This window comes from Virgibacillus carmonensis (assembly GCF_057836705.1).
Genome location: NZ_JBYQFJ010000014.1, coordinates 14917 through 31720, shown reverse-complemented (window position 1 = coordinate 31720; position 16804 = coordinate 14917). Strand labels below are relative to the sequence as shown.

The following is a 16804-nucleotide window of genomic DNA, read 5'->3' as shown; positions in this document are numbered from 1 at the left end:
GAAACTAGAGAAAAAAAGGAAGTATGAAAAATTAAAAATTGACTGTCCTTTTTAATCGTTGTTTTTCCTTATCAGTTTCCTGCTCTATAATCCACTTTATAAAGTCTTCCTCTTTGCTTGAAAGCTCTCTATCTAAATTCTGTTTAAAATCACGAGATAACTTTGAATACAAGGTGAGTGGATTCATTATTTTACCTCCCATAGTAAATTTGCCCTAAGTATAACAAAATTTCAGAAATATTAATTACTTAATTACAATTTGTAACCTAATTGTAATATTGAGAGGATTATTTGTTTTTGACAAAAATAAAAAGAGCAATTTTTAAACTGCTCTTTGATGAACTATTTCCTTTTTTCCTTGCTTCTTTTGTTTGTCGTGTTTTACTTGAATAAACATGGATAAGTCTTAATTATCATATTTAGAAGCAACTTAGGCAGTTATCCTAACCAATTGAGGAGGAAGAGTAAAGGGGTGTTGTAGTCTTAACCTTCATATATAAATCGAGTAGGCTATCAAGTTCTTTACTACATTTAACTGTTTCTTTGTTTGTAAATCCTTTATTCATTGCCAACTGAATCATTTCTTGTCTCTTCGTGTTAATAGATTGCATTAATTTTGTTTTCAATTGTAAAATCCTCCTAGTTTTCATGAATAACCATTCAGTATTATGCATGATATAGGTTTTTTTGTAAATGCTTTCGACAAAGAAAGACAAACGATCACAAATTCGGACATTGGCGTATTGTCAAGTAGGATTAAATTGTATGAGGATGTCATCTTTTGATGACATCCTCATTTATAGGTTAATTACAAATTGCTACATTTATATTGTACTAATAAAACTAAACATATATCCTCCTGCAACACCTAATATGACAATAAGCCAAGCTGGAACTTTCCAAATGTTTAATAGGGCGAATAATATAATTCCTAAGGCAAAGTCAGAGGCATCAAAGATAGAACTTTTGATAACTGGATCATAGAATGCAGCAAGTAAAATTCCAACAACACTTGCATTAACACCCATCAGAATACCTTGGAAGGAAGAACGTTTACGTAACTCATTCAAAAAAGGTAAAGCTGCTACAATAAGCAAGAATGATGGTAAGAATATTCCGATGGTGGCTACTATTGCTCCTGTCATTCCTTCCATCATGGTTCCTAAGTAGCTAGAGAAGGTAAACAAAGGTCCAGGAACAGCTTGTGCCATTCCATATCCTGCCAGAAATTGATCGGCTGTCAACAAACCTTGTGGTACAATTTCTCGTTCAATCATCGGCAATACTACATGCCCTCCACCAAAAACTAATGAGCCAACTCTAAAAAATATATCGAATATATTAACTAGAGGATTATTCGTGAGTTTCGTTAGGATAGGAAGCGCAATAAGTGAAAAAACAAGTATCCCTAATGAGATAACTCCTGTTTTCTTGGATATGTTCACAGAAAAAGGTTTCACATTTGACTCAGTCCTATTTTTAAAGAGTTTTAAACCCAGCATCCCAGCTCCTACAATCAGTAGAATTTGCATCCATGCTGATGGATAGATTAACATAACCGAAGCAGCTACAATCGCAATAGCGAGCCGGGTTTTATCAGGTGTTAATTTTTTTCCCAATCCTATCAAAGCATGCAATACAACAGCTGCGGCTACTATCTTCAGGCTATGAATAAATCCCGCGTCACTTAGAGAAAAGTTTTGATAAAGCATCGCAAAGATTATGAGAACAATAATTGAGGGAACGGTAAACCCGATCCATGATATGATCCCACCAAGGAGCCCGCCACGCATCATACCTATTGCAATCCCTACTTGGCTACTTGCAGGACCAGGCAGAAACTGACAAAGAGCAATAATATCTGTGTAGGTTTTTTCATCCAGCCATTTCCGTCGATCAATATATTCATCTTTAAAATAAGCCAAATGAGCAACTGGACCACCAAATGAAGTGAGACCTAACTTAGTTGAAGCAAATAGAATTTCTAAAAGAATCTGAAACTGACTTTTTTTCTTAGTTTGTTTATCCACATCATCACCACGCTTTAATTAGTTAATTTCTTTAAAAAGTTCATATGCCTTTGCTCGGGCTTCATTTAACACTTCTTCACCCTTGCTTGTGATTTGATAGTATTTTCTTATCTTCCCATTTACATTTACATCATCTTTTTTCAATAATTGATCCACTTCCATGGTGTGAAGAATTGGATACAGCGTTCCCGCACTGATTTCATAGCCATGTTCACGCAATTCTTCTAACATCCAAGAACCATAGATCGCTTCTTCTTTTGCATGATGCAGAATATGAATTTGAATGAATCCCAAAAACAATTTTCTGAGTACTTTATTATCCAAATTGTTCCTCCTTTCGTTATCGTAATTCAATATCGGATTTCGATATCAAGTATACGATGTGTATAAGGAAAACTCAATTTATTACTTAAATCGATATAAATAAATGTTAATATATTTAAAATACGCTTTGTTTTATTTCGACGTTATTGTAAGGTATAGTTGATTTTAGTTATGATTTTGAATTGAAAGGGATCTGGATGCTTATGTTAAAGGCTTATTCTTGGTTAACGTTTTGTATTGTGATGTGGGGCAGCAATTTTATTTTTGGTAAAATCTTAGTTCAAGAATTTTCCCCGTCTATGTTAACCATGCTTCGACTTTTATTTATTGTTATATTTTTAGCTGGAATTGCAGCTTATAGAAGGCATTTCAAACGCATAAGCAGAACAGATTTACTTGCAATTTTATTCCTTGGTATTATTGGTGTCTTTATCAATCAATGGACTTTTTTTGTTGGAATGCAAACTGCTGATACAACATTATCTGCATTAATTTTAGCGACTACACCCATTTTGACTGGTTTTTTAGCAGCTATATTTTTAAAGGAAAAGGTAACAATTCGAATGGTACTAGGGTCTTTAGTAGCGATTACCGGGATTTTCTTTGTAGTTACAAAAGGAAGTCTATCGTCCATTCATGTAGAACAAGGTTTGATGTGGATTGTTGTTACGATGGTTTCTTTTGCCATTATGATTATTATGACAAGATTACTTTCACAGCGAATCGATCCACTTACGATTACACTTTACTCAAATGGAATTGGTTTTGTGGTATCCGTTCCATTTGCTTTTTGGTTGGACGATCCCATAAGACTTAGTGCTAGTGCTGGGGACTGGTTCTTCCTCATCGGAACAGCAATAGTAGTACATGGAATTGCAACACTTATTTGGAATAGCAACATCCGCCATGTGGATGCTTCAAAGGCATCGATGTTATCAAATTTGGAGCCCTTTGTAGCGATGATCGTGGGCTTAGTTCTGTTATTTAAACCAATTACACTGGTCGAGATTTTTGGGTCTTTGTTAATTGTTGGTGGAGTTGTTCTATCAACCTATCAACGTAAGAAATATTTTAATCGGACAATTTCCAACAAGTAGGGGAGAGATAAAATGAGGAGGCTTGTATTGTACATTGCAACAAGTTTGGATGGCCATATTGCAAAGGAAGATGATTCTTTGGATTGGTTAATTAAAAGTGAAGGAGAGGGGGATAATGGATACGAAGCATTTTTTGAAACAATTGATACTGTTTTGATCGGAAGAAAAACGTATGAACAGATATTAATTTTAGAGAATGGAAACTTTCCCTATAAAAATGAGAAATGTTATGTATTTTCCAAAACGAAAAGCGGGAAAAATGAACATGTTGAATTTGTAAATGCGGATGTTGCAAGTTTTACAAATGAGCTGAAGGAACAGGAAGGGAAAGATATCTGGATTGTTGGTGGCGGTGACTTACTGCAAGAATTCATGAAAGAAAAACTGGTAGATGAAATCATTGTTACGATTGCTCCGACGATAATTGGAAAAGGAGTAACGTTGTTTAAAGATATGGATATTGAATTAGATTATGCTTTAGTTAATCTAAAGCGCCTCGGTAAGTTTGCCCAACTACATTATAAATTAGATGATTAAAAGCATCGCTATTTTACGATGCTTCTTTTATCATCTAAACTAACTCGCCCAGCTGAATTTTCTGTATTTTACCACTAGGTGTTTTCGGTAGCTCATCCATGAATGTGATTTCTTTTGGACATGTAATTTCATCAAGTTTTTCTTTTGCATAAAGAAATAGTTCTTCTTTTGTTAGTAGATGACTTTCTTGCAGTACAACGATAGCATGTATAATTTCTCCCAGTTTTTCGTGTGGAGCAACAATGATTGCTACTTCTTGAACAGCAGGATGTTCATTAAATACGCTTTCCACCTCGATAGATGAGATGGCATCTTTCCCATTCAAAATTATATCCTTTTTTCGATCGACGATATTGACATGATTTTCTTCATCTATTGTGCCCATGTCACCTGTCCGCAACCAGCCTTCATTTTCATTATTATTGCTCGAATCATGATCCATAACGCTTGGACCTTTTACAATTATTTCACCAATTTCTATTCCATCATGTTTAACATCGTCACCTTTGTCATTAACTACTCGTACTGTTGTACTTACCATTCTTAACCCACCTTTGCTTGTATCCTTTTACTGAAATACAGGTTTTTTATTTTATGAATTATCAAAATTATACCATACTTTTGTAAGCGTTTTAACTGAAACAAGCGTATTACTTTTTAGATGCAATTATTATTTAACCATATTTGGAGGATGGCATATCATTATTGAACCTGAGAATAAGGTGTTAAACTTAACCAAGAAGGAGTGATAGTTAAATGGGGAACTTAACAGGGAAAACGGCAGTAGTAACAGGTGCTAGTAGTGGAATTGGAGCAGCAGTAGCAGAGTATCTAGCTAACGAAGGGGCAAATGTGGTCCTTGCAGCCAGACGAAAAGATAAATTAGATGGCGTTGTTTCTAAAATTAATGGAAAAGCGATTGCAGTAGTTACGGATATGGCGAAAAAGTCGGATGTTGATGATTTAGCTAAACGAGCTAAAGAGGAATTTGGTCAAATCGATATATATGTAAATAATGCAGGAGCTGTTCTGGGTTCGCGTATACAGGATGGGCAGACTGAAAACTGGGATCAAATGATTGACACAAACATTAAAGGTGTGCTTTATGGTATCAATTCTGCATTGCCAGGGATGTTGGAACGTTCTTCTGGGCATGTCGTAAATATTGCTTCAGTTTCCGGTCTTGAAGTAAATAAGGTCAGCGCTGTATACAGTGCAACTAAATTTGCGGTTCGAGCATTATCAATGAGTCTGGAAAAAGAGCTTGCACGTACTGGAGTTCGCGTAACGAATATTTCACCAGGTCAAGTGGACACGGCGATTGCATCAAAACCAAGTGATCGCCAACCGTTGAAGTCTGATGATATTGCAAGAGCAGTAGTTTATGCGGTTACGCAGCCAGATTATGTGAATGTAAATGAAATTACAGTTCGACCATTATAATTTTTTGGTTATTTTTTCTCAGTCTGTTTCATACTAGGAGTAAATTCCATAATAAAGGGTGGATTTATTCTATGAAACATATGAAGGCACTTGGTATTAAGTTTATTTTCACGGCAATTGTGATTTATTCTATCTTTGGTATTTTTTATAATGCTTCCTTAGGTCGTTTATTTTGGATCAGTGTGCTTGTGACCGGTGTTGCTTATATTATTGGTGATTTATTTGTGCTACCGCGGTTTGGTTACATCATAGCATCGATTGCAGATTTGGGATTGACCTTTTTAACGCTTTGGATTTTAGGAACTTTAATCATTGATATAACAATGCCGATAATAATTGCGTCGCTTTTCGCAGCTGTGTTTATGGCCATGTGTGAATCTTTATTTCATGTTTACATGAGAGAACAAGTTTTTCACACAGTTCCTGAAGGTGAAAAGACTCCTTATTCTTCAGACCGATTGCAAACTGAATTCGCAGAGGAAACCAATGAACATTCTATTGACGAAAAAAAGAAAGAGAACGATAAACATAAATAACTAAATTTGGGCGATGCACTGCGCATCGCCCAAATTTTTTTCAGGAAATTAATTATTCATATCATCAATCGAATCATACTTAAACATTAACTCTAAATGGACAATTTCCCACAAGTAGATGGATGCAATGGTGAAGTGCGGAGTCCAGACTTTAGCTCTTTCAATTAATAGATTTCGACGTTCGGATTGATCCACTTGATAGAGCCATTTCGCACCACGCTGTATGCCGATATCGTCTACAGCTAATACATCCATTCTACCTAGTGAAAAAATCAAAAACATCTCAGCAGTCCATTTTCCAATTCCTTTGACGCTAGTTAATAGTTTTATAATGGAGGCATTATCAAGGTGATCTAGTTTATCTAAATCAATTTCACCTTGCACAATTTTCTCACTTAAATCTTTCATATATGCAACTTTTCGTACAGAAAGTCCAACTTCGCGCAACTCCTCTTCAGACTTTTCTAAGATACCTGCTGCTGTCACATGGTGGTCTAACAGGATTTCAAGCCGATTAAATATTGCGCTTGCTGCTTGAACCGATATTTGTTGACCTACCATTGCACGTACCAATGATAAAAAATAATCGGGGCGTAAGGTGAATTCGATGTCACCAACAATTCCGACTAACTTTTTCATTAACGAATCGGCTTCACAAAGTTCAAGTACCGCGGGATCATTCGCATGTATAACTAACTTATCCATAACACACCTCAGTTCTGATAAATCCAAAATACCTTATTCGCGTCGTATATGCAAAATTTTTCGCATGATTGTTAGCCTATTAAATAAAAGTTTGCTATTATAGATATGGTATTTAAAAATATTTTAAAGTATTGAATGAATACTACATAAGCACTAATTATGGAGTAAATACCTTAGATTTCAATTTAACGGTAATCAAAAAGGAAGGTGGATGTTACGTGAATACAAACAAACCAAGAATCGTTGTTCTAGGAGCAGGCTATGCTGGAATGATGACAACCAAACGCTTGACACAGAAGTTGGGGGCGGAAGAAGCAGAAATTGTGCTTGTTAATAAACATAATTACCATTATCAAACTACATGGTTACATGAAATCGCAGCAGGTACAAGAAATCAAAACCAAGCACGAATGATGATCAGTGATGTTTTTAATCCGAATCGTGTTCGTTTGATTTATGATTCTGTTGTTGAAGTTAATAAAGACGAAAATCGTGTAATACTGGAAAATAGTGAACTAACTTATGATTATTTAGTTGTTTCTCTCGGATTTGAATCCAATACTTTTGGAATCAAAGGAATGGAAAAAAATGCGTTCTCTATCCTAGATATTGAAACAAGTCGTTTAATTAGTGAACATATTGAATATCAATTTGCTAAATATAAATTGGATCCTAAAGCTAATGAAGAGGATTTAACCATTCTTGTAGGTGGTGGCGGATTCACTGGTATTGAATTTGTAGGTGAATTAGCTGAACAGGTTCCAAAGCTTTGTAAAAAATATGATATTGATCCAAGTATTCCAAGAATTATCAATGTTGAAGCTGCTCCATCTATACTTCCGGGATTTAATGAAGAGCTTGTTGCTTACGGGAAACAGTCTTTAGAAGATCGTGGAGTCGAATTTAGAATTGGCGCTAAAATTCAAGAATGTAAAGAGAAAAGTTTTGTCATAAATGATGGAGAAGAAGTTAAGGCTGGTACTATCGTATGGACTGGTGGCGTAACAGGTAACTCTATCTTAGGGAAGTCTGGTTTTGAAATAACAAAAGGTAAGGTCACGGTTAATGGTGATCTACGTGCACCTGGTGAGGAAAATATCTTCATTATTGGTGATTGTGCATGGGTAATGAACAAAGTGGAAGGTCGTCCATTCCCGCCAACAGCTCAAGCTGCGATGCAGCATGCAGATACATGTGCAGCTAACATTAAAGCATTGCTTCATAACGAAACGTTAAATTCGTTTGTTTTTGATGACAAAGGTACTGTAGCTTCATTAGGTAATGCTGATGCGATGGGAACTGTCTTCTCTGGCACAAAACTATATGGTAAATCTGCTTCTGCAATGAAGAAGGTAATTGATAACCGTTACTTATTTTTATTGGGTGGACCAAAGTTAATTCTTAAAAAAGGTAAGTTACGTCCATTTTAATTACTTATATCAAATCAATATAGATCTCCAAATAGAGGAGGGAACGTTGTTATGAACAAGAATGTATTTTGCTATCTATTAGTTACTATTGCTTCCTTAGTAGGGTATATAGTGGCTACTCGTACAATGGAAAACAGCCGTGATTTCCGTTAATTAATAAATAAATTTTAAAAAGTCCCTCTAAAGTACGAATTTACTTTTGGGGACTTTTATTGTTCACAGAAATGTGATTTTTGTCACAGACATATTCTTATAAATAAGCGATAATAGAAATAGATATTATTCGCTTTTAATAGGGAGGTTGTACCCATGACTACTGGTGTTTGGATCTTATTAATCATGTTGTTTTCTGTAGCTCTTTTCGGAACAATTTTTGCGTTTAAGCAAGAGGAAAATAAAATGAAAAAATACGAAGAGGAAGGAGACACCATTGAAGATGAATTACGGCGCTCCCATGAATATGAAACATCATCATTGAAATCAAATATTCCAATCATTTCCTCGATTTATCTTGTCACAATTATCACGTCGGTCATCGTTTTTCTCGTATATATTAATTAATCAACCAGGATTATGACTGGTTGTTTTTTTGTGATCACATTCTCTATTTCTTCATAATCAAAAATTTCATTGACAATAAAAAGGGGATAGGGTAACATCATTAGTGATAATGAGAATCCTTATCAATTGAGTTAGGTGAGTGAGAGGTGAGATAAATAGATATAAATGAAATTATACAGTCAAGACGAACCATCCTTGATTTCAAGCCGGAAAAAGTTGAACGGAATACTTTGTTGGAATTATTTCAACTAGCATCCTATGCTCCAAACCATCATATGAAAGAGCCTTGGAAGATAAAGCTTTACGAGGATGAGGCAAGATCCTTGTTTGGTGAAAAAATAGTAGATAGTTACATACGTTTAGGATTATTAAAAACTTTAGATGAGAAAAAGCTTCAGAAGGCACGTGTTTCTTATGATAAATTTTTCAGGTCAGTACCACATCATGCTTTGTTTTATATGGAAAAGGAAGATGGTGGAGGTTACATAGATGACGAAAATTATGCAGCGGTTTGTGCCTTTATACAAAATTTTCAATTGGCTGCATGGAATAGCGGTATCGGAACCATGTGGACAGCTAAGGAAACTTTATTGGATGAACTATTTATTAGGGACATAGCTTTATCACCTGATACCCATCGACTAATCGCTGTTGTACAGATTGGGTATCCTAACAAAGTACCAAATGCAAAAAGTCGCACTTCCATACAAAATGCGATTGAGTGGATTAATAACGACTGAGGAGGAAATACATATGAAGAAAATATTGATACTAGCATGCATACTTGTTTTGACACTCTTAGCTGCATGTAACGATCCAAGTAAAGAGGACACTGAGAGTAAGGATGAAAATACAACAGACCGTGAAATAAAAATTGAGGATGCAATGGGGACTCAAACCATTAAGGGTACACCAAAAAATATTGTAGTTTTGGAATGGTCGTATGCGGAAGATTTATTAGCTTTAGGCATTCAACCTACTGGTGTAGCAGATTTAGATGGCTATAAAAAATGGATTAATGTGGATGAAAAGCTACCAAATAGTGTGAAAGATGTTGGAACCCGTCAGGAACCTAACCTAGAGGCTATTTCAAGATTAAACCCTGATCTGATCATTGCTGTAAAATATAGACATGAAGACATTTTAGATAGCTTAAAGGATATCGCACCCGTTGTAACGTTCGCGCCATATTCGGAAGAAGCAACGAAAAATCAGTATAAAAACATGAAAGAAGAATTTAAAAAGGTCGCAACGATTGTTGATAAAACAGAAGACGCAGAGATCGCCATTACTGAATTAGAAGGATTTATTGACGACCAAACGAAACGTGTTAAGGATGCAGGATTAGAGGGAGCAGACTATGTTGCAACTCAAGCATTTTCCGCACAAAACACACCAACATTACGTTTGTTTACAGATAATTCAATTGTATCGCAAGTCATGGAACGTCTAAGCTTTGAAAATGCTTATGAATCAGCTAAGCTTGAACCGTATGGTTATAGTGAGGTAACGGTCGAGGCATTGCAAAACTTCCAAGAAGAAGATTTGCAATTCTTGTACATTGTTCAAGAGGAGGACAACATTTTTGAAAATCAGCTTAAAGGTAACCCAGTTTGGGAAAATTTAAGTTTTGTTAAAAATGGAAATACACATCAGCTTCCAGGGGATACATGGACATTTGGTGGCATTTTATCCACCCATGTATTAACCGAACAGTTGGTTGATGCAATGGTAGAAGAATAATCGTATGCGTACGACATTACAAAAATCAATCGTAGCGGTTCTTACCTTTGGAGGTGGGACCGCGCTTTTATTCATCTTAACGTTTATTCATATTAATCAAGGAAATGTATCGATTCCAATGGCAACAGTCATTGATGCTATTTTAAAGCCAGCAGATACCTTATCACATCACACGGTTCGGATCCTCAGGTTGCCACGTGCAATGATGGGAATACTTGCAGGTGGAGCACTAGCCATCGCGGGGGTTGTGCTCCAAACGGTTACCAAAAATCCGTTGGCTTCTGCAAGTACGTTGGGTATCCATTCTGGGACGTATTTTGCAGTTGTAGCTAGTACTGTCTTTTTTCCAGTTGCTCTCTTTGGTAATGGGGTTGTTGTTGCTTTCTTAGGTGGAATAGGGACGTTCATTATCGTGTTTATTTTATCTGGAGGAAATAGGGCATCTCCAGTTCGAATGGTTTTGGCTGGAATGATTGTGACATTTTTATTCTCGTCATTGACAAGTGTTCTGCAAATTTTTTACGAAAATGAAACAGCTGGATTGTTTCTATGGGGATCTGGGACATTGATCCAAAATGATTGGAGTGGTGTGCAGTTTTCCTATCCGTTTGTAATTGTTGGTATTATTGTGATTTTGGTGATGTCTTTCAAGCTAGATACTCTAACACTTGGCGATGATGTGGCAACTGCTTTAGGGCAAAATGTGAATGTTGTTAAGTTTACTTCTGTTATAGCTGCGGTTTTGTTGACGTCCGTAACAGTGAGTGTTGTTGGTCCAATTGGGTTTGTCGGATTAGTGGCACCACATATCATTAAGCTCATCGGGTACCGGAAACATGTTCCACTTGTCATTGCCTCATTCATATGGGGTGGAAACGTTCTATTGATGGCGGATATTCTCGCAAGAATCATGGACCCTTCGTTTTCCGAATTACCAGTCGGTGCGATAACTGCGTTAATTGGTGCTCCATGGTTAGTATGGCTGGTTTTACGGATGAAGAAAACGCAGTACGGGGAAGAAAATACATCTGTTATTGCAGGGAAGATGACAGTGGGAATGCCATTAAGGGTCATTTTACCAATATTAGCAGGATTAATTATCATCGTGATGTTTGTTAATCTAGCTTCCGGTAATTATGGATTCGAACCTGTTCTTATGTACCAAGCATTCTTTGGTGGTGATTCCAACGAATTTATGAAGAATTTAGTTCTGGATTTACGACTGCCTCGCGCGTTAGTTGCCTTAACAAGTGGAATGGTATTAGCGGTAAGTGGTTTAATTTTTCAAGGCGTCTTGCGAAACCCATTAGCTGATCCTTCTGTAATTGGGATCACATCTGGGGCAGGGGTCGGTGCATTAATGACAATGTTCGTATTCGGTGTGTCAGCATTTTGGATACCGATTGGCGCGATGATTGGTTCTTTTGTATTCTTTATGGCGGTCATGCTGCTTGCAATTAAAGCAAAATTTCAACCAACGATTTTGGCATTGCTTGGAATTGGTGTTTCAGCATTTGGATCGGCCATTATCCAAATTCTCGTCGTTCAATCTGATTTAGGTGTTGCAGCAGCGTTAACCTGGTTATCAGGAACAACATATGCCAAGGGGTGGTCGGAATTTATCCACTTTTTGGTTTGGCCAATTGTGATTATTTTTCCATTGATCTGGCTGCGGATTTCGATATTGGATACTTTATCTTTGGGTGACGATACTGCAAAAGGGCTTGGATTGCGAGTAATGTCTTCAAGGTTCCAATTGGCATTTCTAGCAACAGTTTTGGCAGCGTTTAGCGTAGCTGCTGTTGGTGCTATTGGATTTATCGGGTTAATAGCACCACATGTAGCGCGTCTGTTAGTAGGGCCATCCAATCGACGTTTATTGCCTGTCACGATATTAATTGGTGGGTTGTTACTGTTAGTTGCCGATCTATTCAGTCGCACGTTATTAGCACCAAATGAAATCCCATCAGGAATTATCGTCGCGATTATAGGAGCGCCATATTTCTTATGGTTGATGAAGAGAAGGGCATGAATTCAGCTCGTCCAAACTCCTATGCCAATAAAAAACCGAGCCAGCTCAGGCTCGGTTTTTTCATATAATCATCACGTTTGTTTCTGACGGATCCAGTTGATTAGTCCACCGTGCAAGACGATGTTAACCTGGCGCTCAGAGAGGGCATGACGAACATTAATCTTACCTTCTTTCCCTTTAATCGTTACAGCAAACTCATTACCATTTTTAATTTTATCGCGCAAATCATTAAATTCCAAGATATCTCCCTGAGTCAACTTGTTGAAGTCCTCTTCATCAGTGAATACCAAAGGAACGACACCAAAATTGACAAGATTTTGCCAATGAATCCGAGCGAAATCTTTAACAATAACAACGCGAAGACCTAAGTATCGAGGTGCAAGCGCTGCATGTTCACGACTGGAACCTTGCCCATAGTTATATCCACCTACGATAGCGTGACCTCCAGTGTCCTTACTTTTCATTCCGCGGTCATAATAGGTTGGATCAATCGCTTCAAATGTAAACTTACTGATTTCTGGAAGATTACTACGGAATGGTAATACGCGAGCTCCACCAGCAAGTATTTCATCTGTAGATATGTTATCTCCAACGCTAAGTAAAATTGGAATCTTCAGCTCGTTTGGCAATGCATCCATTTCTGGAATGGAAACGATATTTGGACCTTTTACGAGTTCTGTTTTTTGTGCATCATCATAGGATAACGGCTTATCTAATAGGCGGTCATCCACGGATGATTCGTCCGGATCCTTAATTTTTGGATAGTTAAAATCGAGTGTTCGTGGATCTGTGATTTTTCCAGTCAAGGCTGACGCTGCAGCTGTTTCTGGACTACATAAGTAAACACTATCTTCTTTTGTACCTGAGCGGCCTGGAAAGTTACGTGGTGTTGTACGTAGACTATTTCTACCAGTTGCAGGCGCTTGCCCCATACCAATACACCCATTACAACCTGCTTGGTGGAGACGAGCTCCAGCTTGTAATAGACTTGCGATATGCATTTCTTTAACAAGGTTTGTGAGCATTTGTCTTGAGGTTGGATTGATGTCAAACGATAAACTATCAGCTATTTGGCGATCTTTTACAATTTCAGCTGCTATAGCAAAATCTCGAAATCCTGGATTTGCTGAAGATCCTATATACGATTGGTAAATTGGCGTATCCTTTAATTCGCTTGCTGGGACAACGTTACCTGGGCTAGAAGGCTTTGCAACTAACGGAACTAACTCTGACAGGTTTATTGTATCGTGAAGATCATATGTTGCTCCTTTGTCTGCCTTTAGTTCAATCCAGTCGTCCTCACGGTCTTGTTGTTTTAAATAACGTTTGACTTCCTTATCGGATGGAAATACAGTTGCGGTTGCTCCAAGTTCAGCACCCATATTTGCGATAACATGACGATCCATTGCAGATAAGTTGTCAAGGCCCGATCCGTAGTACTCAATAATTTTACCAACGCCGCCTTTTACATCATAACGGCGTAGCAACTCAAAAATAACATCCTTTGCGCTAACCCAGTCAGGAAGCTTACCAGTTACCTCTACTCCCATAACTTCAGGCATCTTGATGTAAATAGGTTCACCAGTGATCGCTAGTGCTACATCAATACCACCAGCACCAATTGCGAGCATTCCCATACAGCCATTCGCACATGTATGACTATCAGATCCTAGTAACGTTTTTCCAGGCTTTGCTAAGCGTTGCATGTGGATTGGGTGACTCACACCGTTTCCGGGACGACTATAATACATTCCGAAACGACGTGTAGCACTTTCCAGAAATAAATGGTCATCAGGGTTTTTGCTGTCGACCTGAATTAAGTTATGGTCAACGTATTGTGCGGAAGCTTCAGTTTTGGCATAATCTAACCCCATTGCCTCAAGCTCCAGCATAACCATTGTTCCAGTAGCATCCTGTGTTAACGTTTGATCAATTTTAAGTCCAATTTCTTTACCTTTTTCAATTGTTCCTGAAACCAAGTGATCCTTTATTAATTTTTGCGCGACATTTAACGGCACAATGTTACCTCCTCTTTTTAAAAAAATTACTACTATCATGATAGCTTTTCACTGTTACAAAAAATCATGCGTATAACTCTTAATCTATGCTAAATTTTGGATATTTTAATCCTTATTTAATCTTTACCTCATAACTACTATATGTAAACAGGAACTGGAATATATACTAAACAAAAAAGACCCTACTTATGAAAAGTAGAGTCTTTGATGCATCTAACAGCACTTATGCTTGCTTAATCGCTTCAATTTCGATGTTAATTTTTACCTCATCGCCTACCATAACGCCACCAGTTTCAAGTGCAGCGTTCCAAGTAAGACCAAATTCTTTACGGCTGATTTTAGTAGAACCACTGAAACCAGCTACTTCGTTACCCCATGGATCTTTTCCAGAACCTTCATATTCAACGTCAAATGTTACAGGATTCTTTTCTCCTTTAATAGTCAAGTTACCAGTCACATCGTAATTGCTACCAGCCTTCTTTTTAATATCAGTAGCTACAAATGTCATTTTCGGATGACTTTCTGCGTCAAAAAAATCTTCTGAGCGCAAATGATCATCGCGATCTTTCTTACGTGTATCAATACTATTGATATCTACAGTGAATTCAACTTTAGCACCCTCAAGATTTTCAGGGTCAGCTTCGACTACAGCTTCAAAGTCATTAAATACACCTTTTGCTTTTGAAATCATCATATGTTTAACTACGAATTCTAGCGAACTGTGAGCTGCATCAACGTTCCATTTTACATTAGCCATTTAAAATACCTCCGTGTTATTAATAGTATGTTAGTTACTTTTCGATACTTAGTATATAATTATTAGACGATGTTGTCAAGTAATTATGTAATAGTATCTAGTATTTCATTTACCCTGTCTATTTTTAAGTAAACTAGCCATTAAAAATGATACGATATACGTAATTAAGATTATACGGAAAGGTGGGAAACTTTTGAGTCAATTAAGTATTATCCCATGTGGAAAAAAGAAATTATGGGATAAGGAACCTAATCGTGGCGCTACACAAGCTAAGCATACTTATATCGGAACATTCCATACATTTTGTCGTAACTACGCGTTGCAATTTACCGATCAATGGGTGGTTTTGTCGGCAAAACATGGCTTTTTGATGCCAGAAGATATAGTGGATGAGAATTACGATGTGACGTTTAATAAGAAAAGTAATGAAATTATTTCATTTGACCGTTTGCAAAAACAGGTAAAAGCGAAACAACTTGATCAATTTGACGAACTAATTATTTTGGCAGGAAAAAAATATAAGAAAGTAATTGAAGGTAGCTTTGACAATAACATGTCTATGAAGTTTCCACTTGAAGCATACAGTGGAATGGGTTACATGCAACAAGCACTAAAGAAAGCTGTTGATAATGACAGTCCGTTACATTGATTTTTGAGAGTGATGAAAGGCATTTATCTGCCGTTCACTTATAGAAACAACTGCCACCTTTTAAAAAGTACTATCGATTGTAGAGATAGTACTTTTTAAAGGAGGAAATAGATATGAGGCCATTACTAATTATTGATCCGGGACATGGGGGAAAGGACCCTGGTGGTGGGTCCAATAAATTTTGGGAAGAAAAGAATTTAAATTTAAAGATATCCTTATACCAGTACAATCGGTATAAGCAATTAGGAATACTCGTTTCTTTAACAAGGCAATCAGATGTAACACTTACACCTGAAGTGAGAACAAGAATTGTACGAAATAGTGGGGCGACGTTTTGCCACTCCAACCATATAAACGCTGGAGGCGGAGACGGGGCTGAGATTATACATTCTATATATGGTGGGAAAGAAATGTCTAGAAAAATAGCAGCCGAAATGAAAGCTGCCGGACAGAATGTTAGACGAGTTTTCACTCGAAGGTTGCCATCAAATTCTAACCTGGATTTTTATTTTATGAACAGGAATACGGGAACAATCACTACATCGATTATTGAATATGGATTTGCTGATTCAGAAAAGGACGACATTCACCAGTTACAAACACAATGGAAAACCTATGCTGAAGCAGTAGTGAAAGGATTTTGTTTGTTTACTGGAAATGCCTATTTTTTGCCAACCGTACAAGGTGAAACAAACCCAAGCAAGCCATTAGAAATCTTAAAGATACCTGCGAGTGCTAACTCATGGCGTGTGTATCCATTAGATAAGAAGCCTGTTAAAGGTAATGAAAAAGGATTTCTTAGGCCGTCCAAATTTAATGGACTCAACTATCAGGTTCTTGGAAACCCTTTAAAACACGTTTATACAGTCAAAACACGCGATTTTGGCACTGTAAACATATATGCACATCCGGAAACTGGAGCAACATTTAAGTGAAAAATGA

General features: G+C 37.0%; 19 protein-coding genes. 11 read left to right on the top strand and 8 right to left on the bottom strand.

The window, feature by feature from the left end; all coding sequences use genetic code 11:
• Positions 1–31 precede the first annotated feature (31 nt).
• The 4 genes from AC3G7N_RS12275 to AC3G7N_RS12260 form a co-directional block, all read right to left on the bottom strand.
• Positions 32–187: a hypothetical protein gene (locus AC3G7N_RS12275; RefSeq protein WP_489422450.1), complete on the bottom strand. Its 156-nt coding sequence runs from the start codon at positions 185–187 to the stop codon at positions 32–34.
• A 256-nt stretch (positions 188–443) separates the two neighbouring features.
• A complete protein-coding gene (locus AC3G7N_RS12270) occupies positions 444–626 on the bottom strand; it encodes an aspartyl-phosphate phosphatase Spo0E family protein (protein ID WP_489422449.1) in 183 nt (60 codons plus the stop codon).
• Positions 627–824: 198 nt separating this feature from the next.
• Positions 825–2030: a chromate efflux transporter gene (gene chrA, locus AC3G7N_RS12265; protein WP_489422448.1), complete on the bottom strand. Its 1206-nt coding sequence runs from the start codon at positions 2028–2030 to the stop codon at positions 825–827.
• An 18-nt stretch (positions 2031–2048) separates the two neighbouring features.
• The gene (locus tag AC3G7N_RS12260) at positions 2049–2354 is read right to left on the bottom strand and encodes a PadR family transcriptional regulator (RefSeq protein ID WP_489422447.1); all 306 of its coding nucleotides are present in this window, start codon (positions 2352–2354) and stop codon (positions 2049–2051) included.
• A gap of 203 nt (positions 2355–2557) precedes the next feature.
• Between AC3G7N_RS12260 and AC3G7N_RS12255 the strand changes: the two genes are divergently transcribed.
• Positions 2558–3451, top strand: a complete 894-nt coding sequence (locus AC3G7N_RS12255; protein ID WP_489422446.1) for a DMT family transporter — start codon at positions 2558–2560, stop codon at positions 3449–3451.
• A 12-nt stretch (positions 3452–3463) separates the two neighbouring features.
• A complete protein-coding gene (locus tag AC3G7N_RS12250) occupies positions 3464–3988 on the top strand; it encodes a dihydrofolate reductase family protein (protein WP_489422445.1) in 525 nt (174 codons plus the stop codon).
• Positions 3989–4022: 34 nt separating this feature from the next.
• Here the strand turns inward: AC3G7N_RS12250 and AC3G7N_RS12245 are convergent, their stop codons facing one another.
• Positions 4023–4529 (bottom strand): class I adenylate-forming enzyme family protein, encoded by a 507-nt coding sequence (locus AC3G7N_RS12245; RefSeq protein ID WP_489422444.1) that lies wholly within the window; start codon positions 4527–4529, stop codon positions 4023–4025.
• A 215-nt stretch (positions 4530–4744) separates the two neighbouring features.
• Here AC3G7N_RS12245 and AC3G7N_RS12240 point away from each other — a divergent pair, with 215 nt between their 5' ends.
• Positions 4745–5431: an SDR family oxidoreductase gene (locus AC3G7N_RS12240; protein WP_489422443.1), complete on the top strand. Its 687-nt coding sequence runs from the start codon at positions 4745–4747 to the stop codon at positions 5429–5431.
• Positions 5432–5502: 71 nt separating this feature from the next.
• Positions 5503–5967 carry a YndM family protein gene (locus AC3G7N_RS12235; RefSeq protein WP_489422442.1) on the top strand — a complete coding sequence of 155 codons (465 nt, stop codon included), beginning with the start codon at positions 5503–5505 and terminating at the stop codon, positions 5965–5967.
• A 48-nt stretch (positions 5968–6015) separates the two neighbouring features.
• Here the strand turns inward: AC3G7N_RS12235 and AC3G7N_RS12230 are convergent, their stop codons facing one another.
• Positions 6016–6672, bottom strand: a complete 657-nt coding sequence (locus AC3G7N_RS12230) for a DNA-3-methyladenine glycosylase family protein (RefSeq protein ID WP_489422441.1) — start codon at positions 6670–6672, stop codon at positions 6016–6018.
• Positions 6673–6890: 218 nt separating this feature from the next.
• Here AC3G7N_RS12230 and AC3G7N_RS12225 point away from each other — a divergent pair, with 218 nt between their 5' ends.
• From AC3G7N_RS12225 to AC3G7N_RS12205, 5 genes are all read left to right on the top strand, one after another.
• Positions 6891–8102 carry an NAD(P)/FAD-dependent oxidoreductase gene (locus AC3G7N_RS12225; protein WP_489422440.1) on the top strand — a complete coding sequence of 404 codons (1212 nt, stop codon included), beginning with the start codon at positions 6891–6893 and terminating at the stop codon, positions 8100–8102.
• 309 nt (positions 8103–8411) lie between these two features.
• Positions 8412–8663, top strand: coding sequence for a hypothetical protein (locus tag AC3G7N_RS12220; RefSeq protein ID WP_489422439.1), 252 nt, complete (start codon positions 8412–8414; stop codon positions 8661–8663).
• A gap of 155 nt (positions 8664–8818) precedes the next feature.
• Positions 8819–9403 (top strand): nitroreductase family protein, encoded by a 585-nt coding sequence (locus AC3G7N_RS12215; protein WP_489422516.1) that lies wholly within the window; start codon positions 8819–8821, stop codon positions 9401–9403.
• Between the two features lie 13 nt (positions 9404–9416).
• Positions 9417–10406: an ABC transporter substrate-binding protein gene (locus AC3G7N_RS12210; RefSeq protein ID WP_489422438.1), complete on the top strand. Its 990-nt coding sequence runs from the start codon at positions 9417–9419 to the stop codon at positions 10404–10406.
• Positions 10407–10410: 4 nt separating this feature from the next.
• Positions 10411–12438 (top strand): iron ABC transporter permease, encoded by a 2028-nt coding sequence (locus AC3G7N_RS12205; protein ID WP_489422437.1) that lies wholly within the window; start codon positions 10411–10413, stop codon positions 12436–12438.
• 71 nt (positions 12439–12509) lie between these two features.
• On the opposite strand, the gene AC3G7N_RS12200 is transcribed toward AC3G7N_RS12205, so the two are convergent.
• Both AC3G7N_RS12200 and AC3G7N_RS12195 read right to left on the bottom strand, forming a co-directional pair.
• The gene (locus AC3G7N_RS12200) at positions 12510–14456 is read right to left on the bottom strand and encodes an aconitate hydratase (protein ID WP_489422436.1); all 1947 of its coding nucleotides are present in this window, start codon (positions 14454–14456) and stop codon (positions 12510–12512) included.
• A 223-nt stretch (positions 14457–14679) separates the two neighbouring features.
• The gene (locus AC3G7N_RS12195; RefSeq protein WP_489422435.1) at positions 14680–15213 is read right to left on the bottom strand and encodes a YceI family protein; all 534 of its coding nucleotides are present in this window, start codon (positions 15211–15213) and stop codon (positions 14680–14682) included.
• Positions 15214–15406: 193 nt separating this feature from the next.
• Here AC3G7N_RS12195 and AC3G7N_RS12190 point away from each other — a divergent pair, with 193 nt between their 5' ends.
• Together AC3G7N_RS12190 and AC3G7N_RS12185 are read left to right on the top strand one after the other, a co-directional pair.
• Entirely contained in the window at positions 15407–15862 is a 456-nt protein-coding gene (locus AC3G7N_RS12190; protein ID WP_489422434.1) for a DUF6884 domain-containing protein, read from the top strand.
• 113 nt (positions 15863–15975) lie between these two features.
• Positions 15976–16797: an N-acetylmuramoyl-L-alanine amidase family protein gene (locus AC3G7N_RS12185; RefSeq protein WP_489422433.1), complete on the top strand. Its 822-nt coding sequence runs from the start codon at positions 15976–15978 to the stop codon at positions 16795–16797.
• Positions 16798–16804 lie beyond the last annotated feature (7 nt).

What these genes read in the sequence shown, in the direction of transcription:
- AC3G7N_RS12275 (WP_489422450.1), bottom strand. Translation starts at nt 187, where the DNA reads ATGAATCCACTCACCTTGTATTCAAAGTTATCTCGTGATTTTAAACAG.
- AC3G7N_RS12255 (WP_489422446.1), top strand. Translation starts at nt 2,558, where the DNA reads ATGTTAAAGGCTTATTCTTGGTTAACGTTTTGTATTGTGATGTGGGGC.
- AC3G7N_RS12250 (WP_489422445.1), top strand. Translation starts at nt 3,464, where the DNA reads ATGAGGAGGCTTGTATTGTACATTGCAACAAGTTTGGATGGCCATATT.
- AC3G7N_RS12245 (WP_489422444.1), bottom strand. Translation starts at nt 4,529, where the DNA reads ATGGTAAGTACAACAGTACGAGTAGTTAATGACAAAGGTGACGATGTT.
- AC3G7N_RS12240 (WP_489422443.1), top strand. Translation starts at nt 4,745, where the DNA reads ATGGGGAACTTAACAGGGAAAACGGCAGTAGTAACAGGTGCTAGTAGT.
- AC3G7N_RS12235 (WP_489422442.1), top strand. Translation starts at nt 5,503, where the DNA reads ATGAAACATATGAAGGCACTTGGTATTAAGTTTATTTTCACGGCAATT.
- AC3G7N_RS12230 (WP_489422441.1), bottom strand. Translation starts at nt 6,672, where the DNA reads ATGGATAAGTTAGTTATACATGCGAATGATCCCGCGGTACTTGAACTT.
- AC3G7N_RS12220 (WP_489422439.1), top strand. Translation starts at nt 8,412, where the DNA reads ATGACTACTGGTGTTTGGATCTTATTAATCATGTTGTTTTCTGTAGCT.
- AC3G7N_RS12210 (WP_489422438.1), top strand. Translation starts at nt 9,417, where the DNA reads ATGAAGAAAATATTGATACTAGCATGCATACTTGTTTTGACACTCTTA.
- AC3G7N_RS12205 (WP_489422437.1), top strand. Translation starts at nt 10,411, where the DNA reads ATGCGTACGACATTACAAAAATCAATCGTAGCGGTTCTTACCTTTGGA.
- AC3G7N_RS12195 (WP_489422435.1), bottom strand. Translation starts at nt 15,213, where the DNA reads ATGGCTAATGTAAAATGGAACGTTGATGCAGCTCACAGTTCGCTAGAA.
- AC3G7N_RS12185 (WP_489422433.1), top strand. Translation starts at nt 15,976, where the DNA reads ATGAGGCCATTACTAATTATTGATCCGGGACATGGGGGAAAGGACCCT.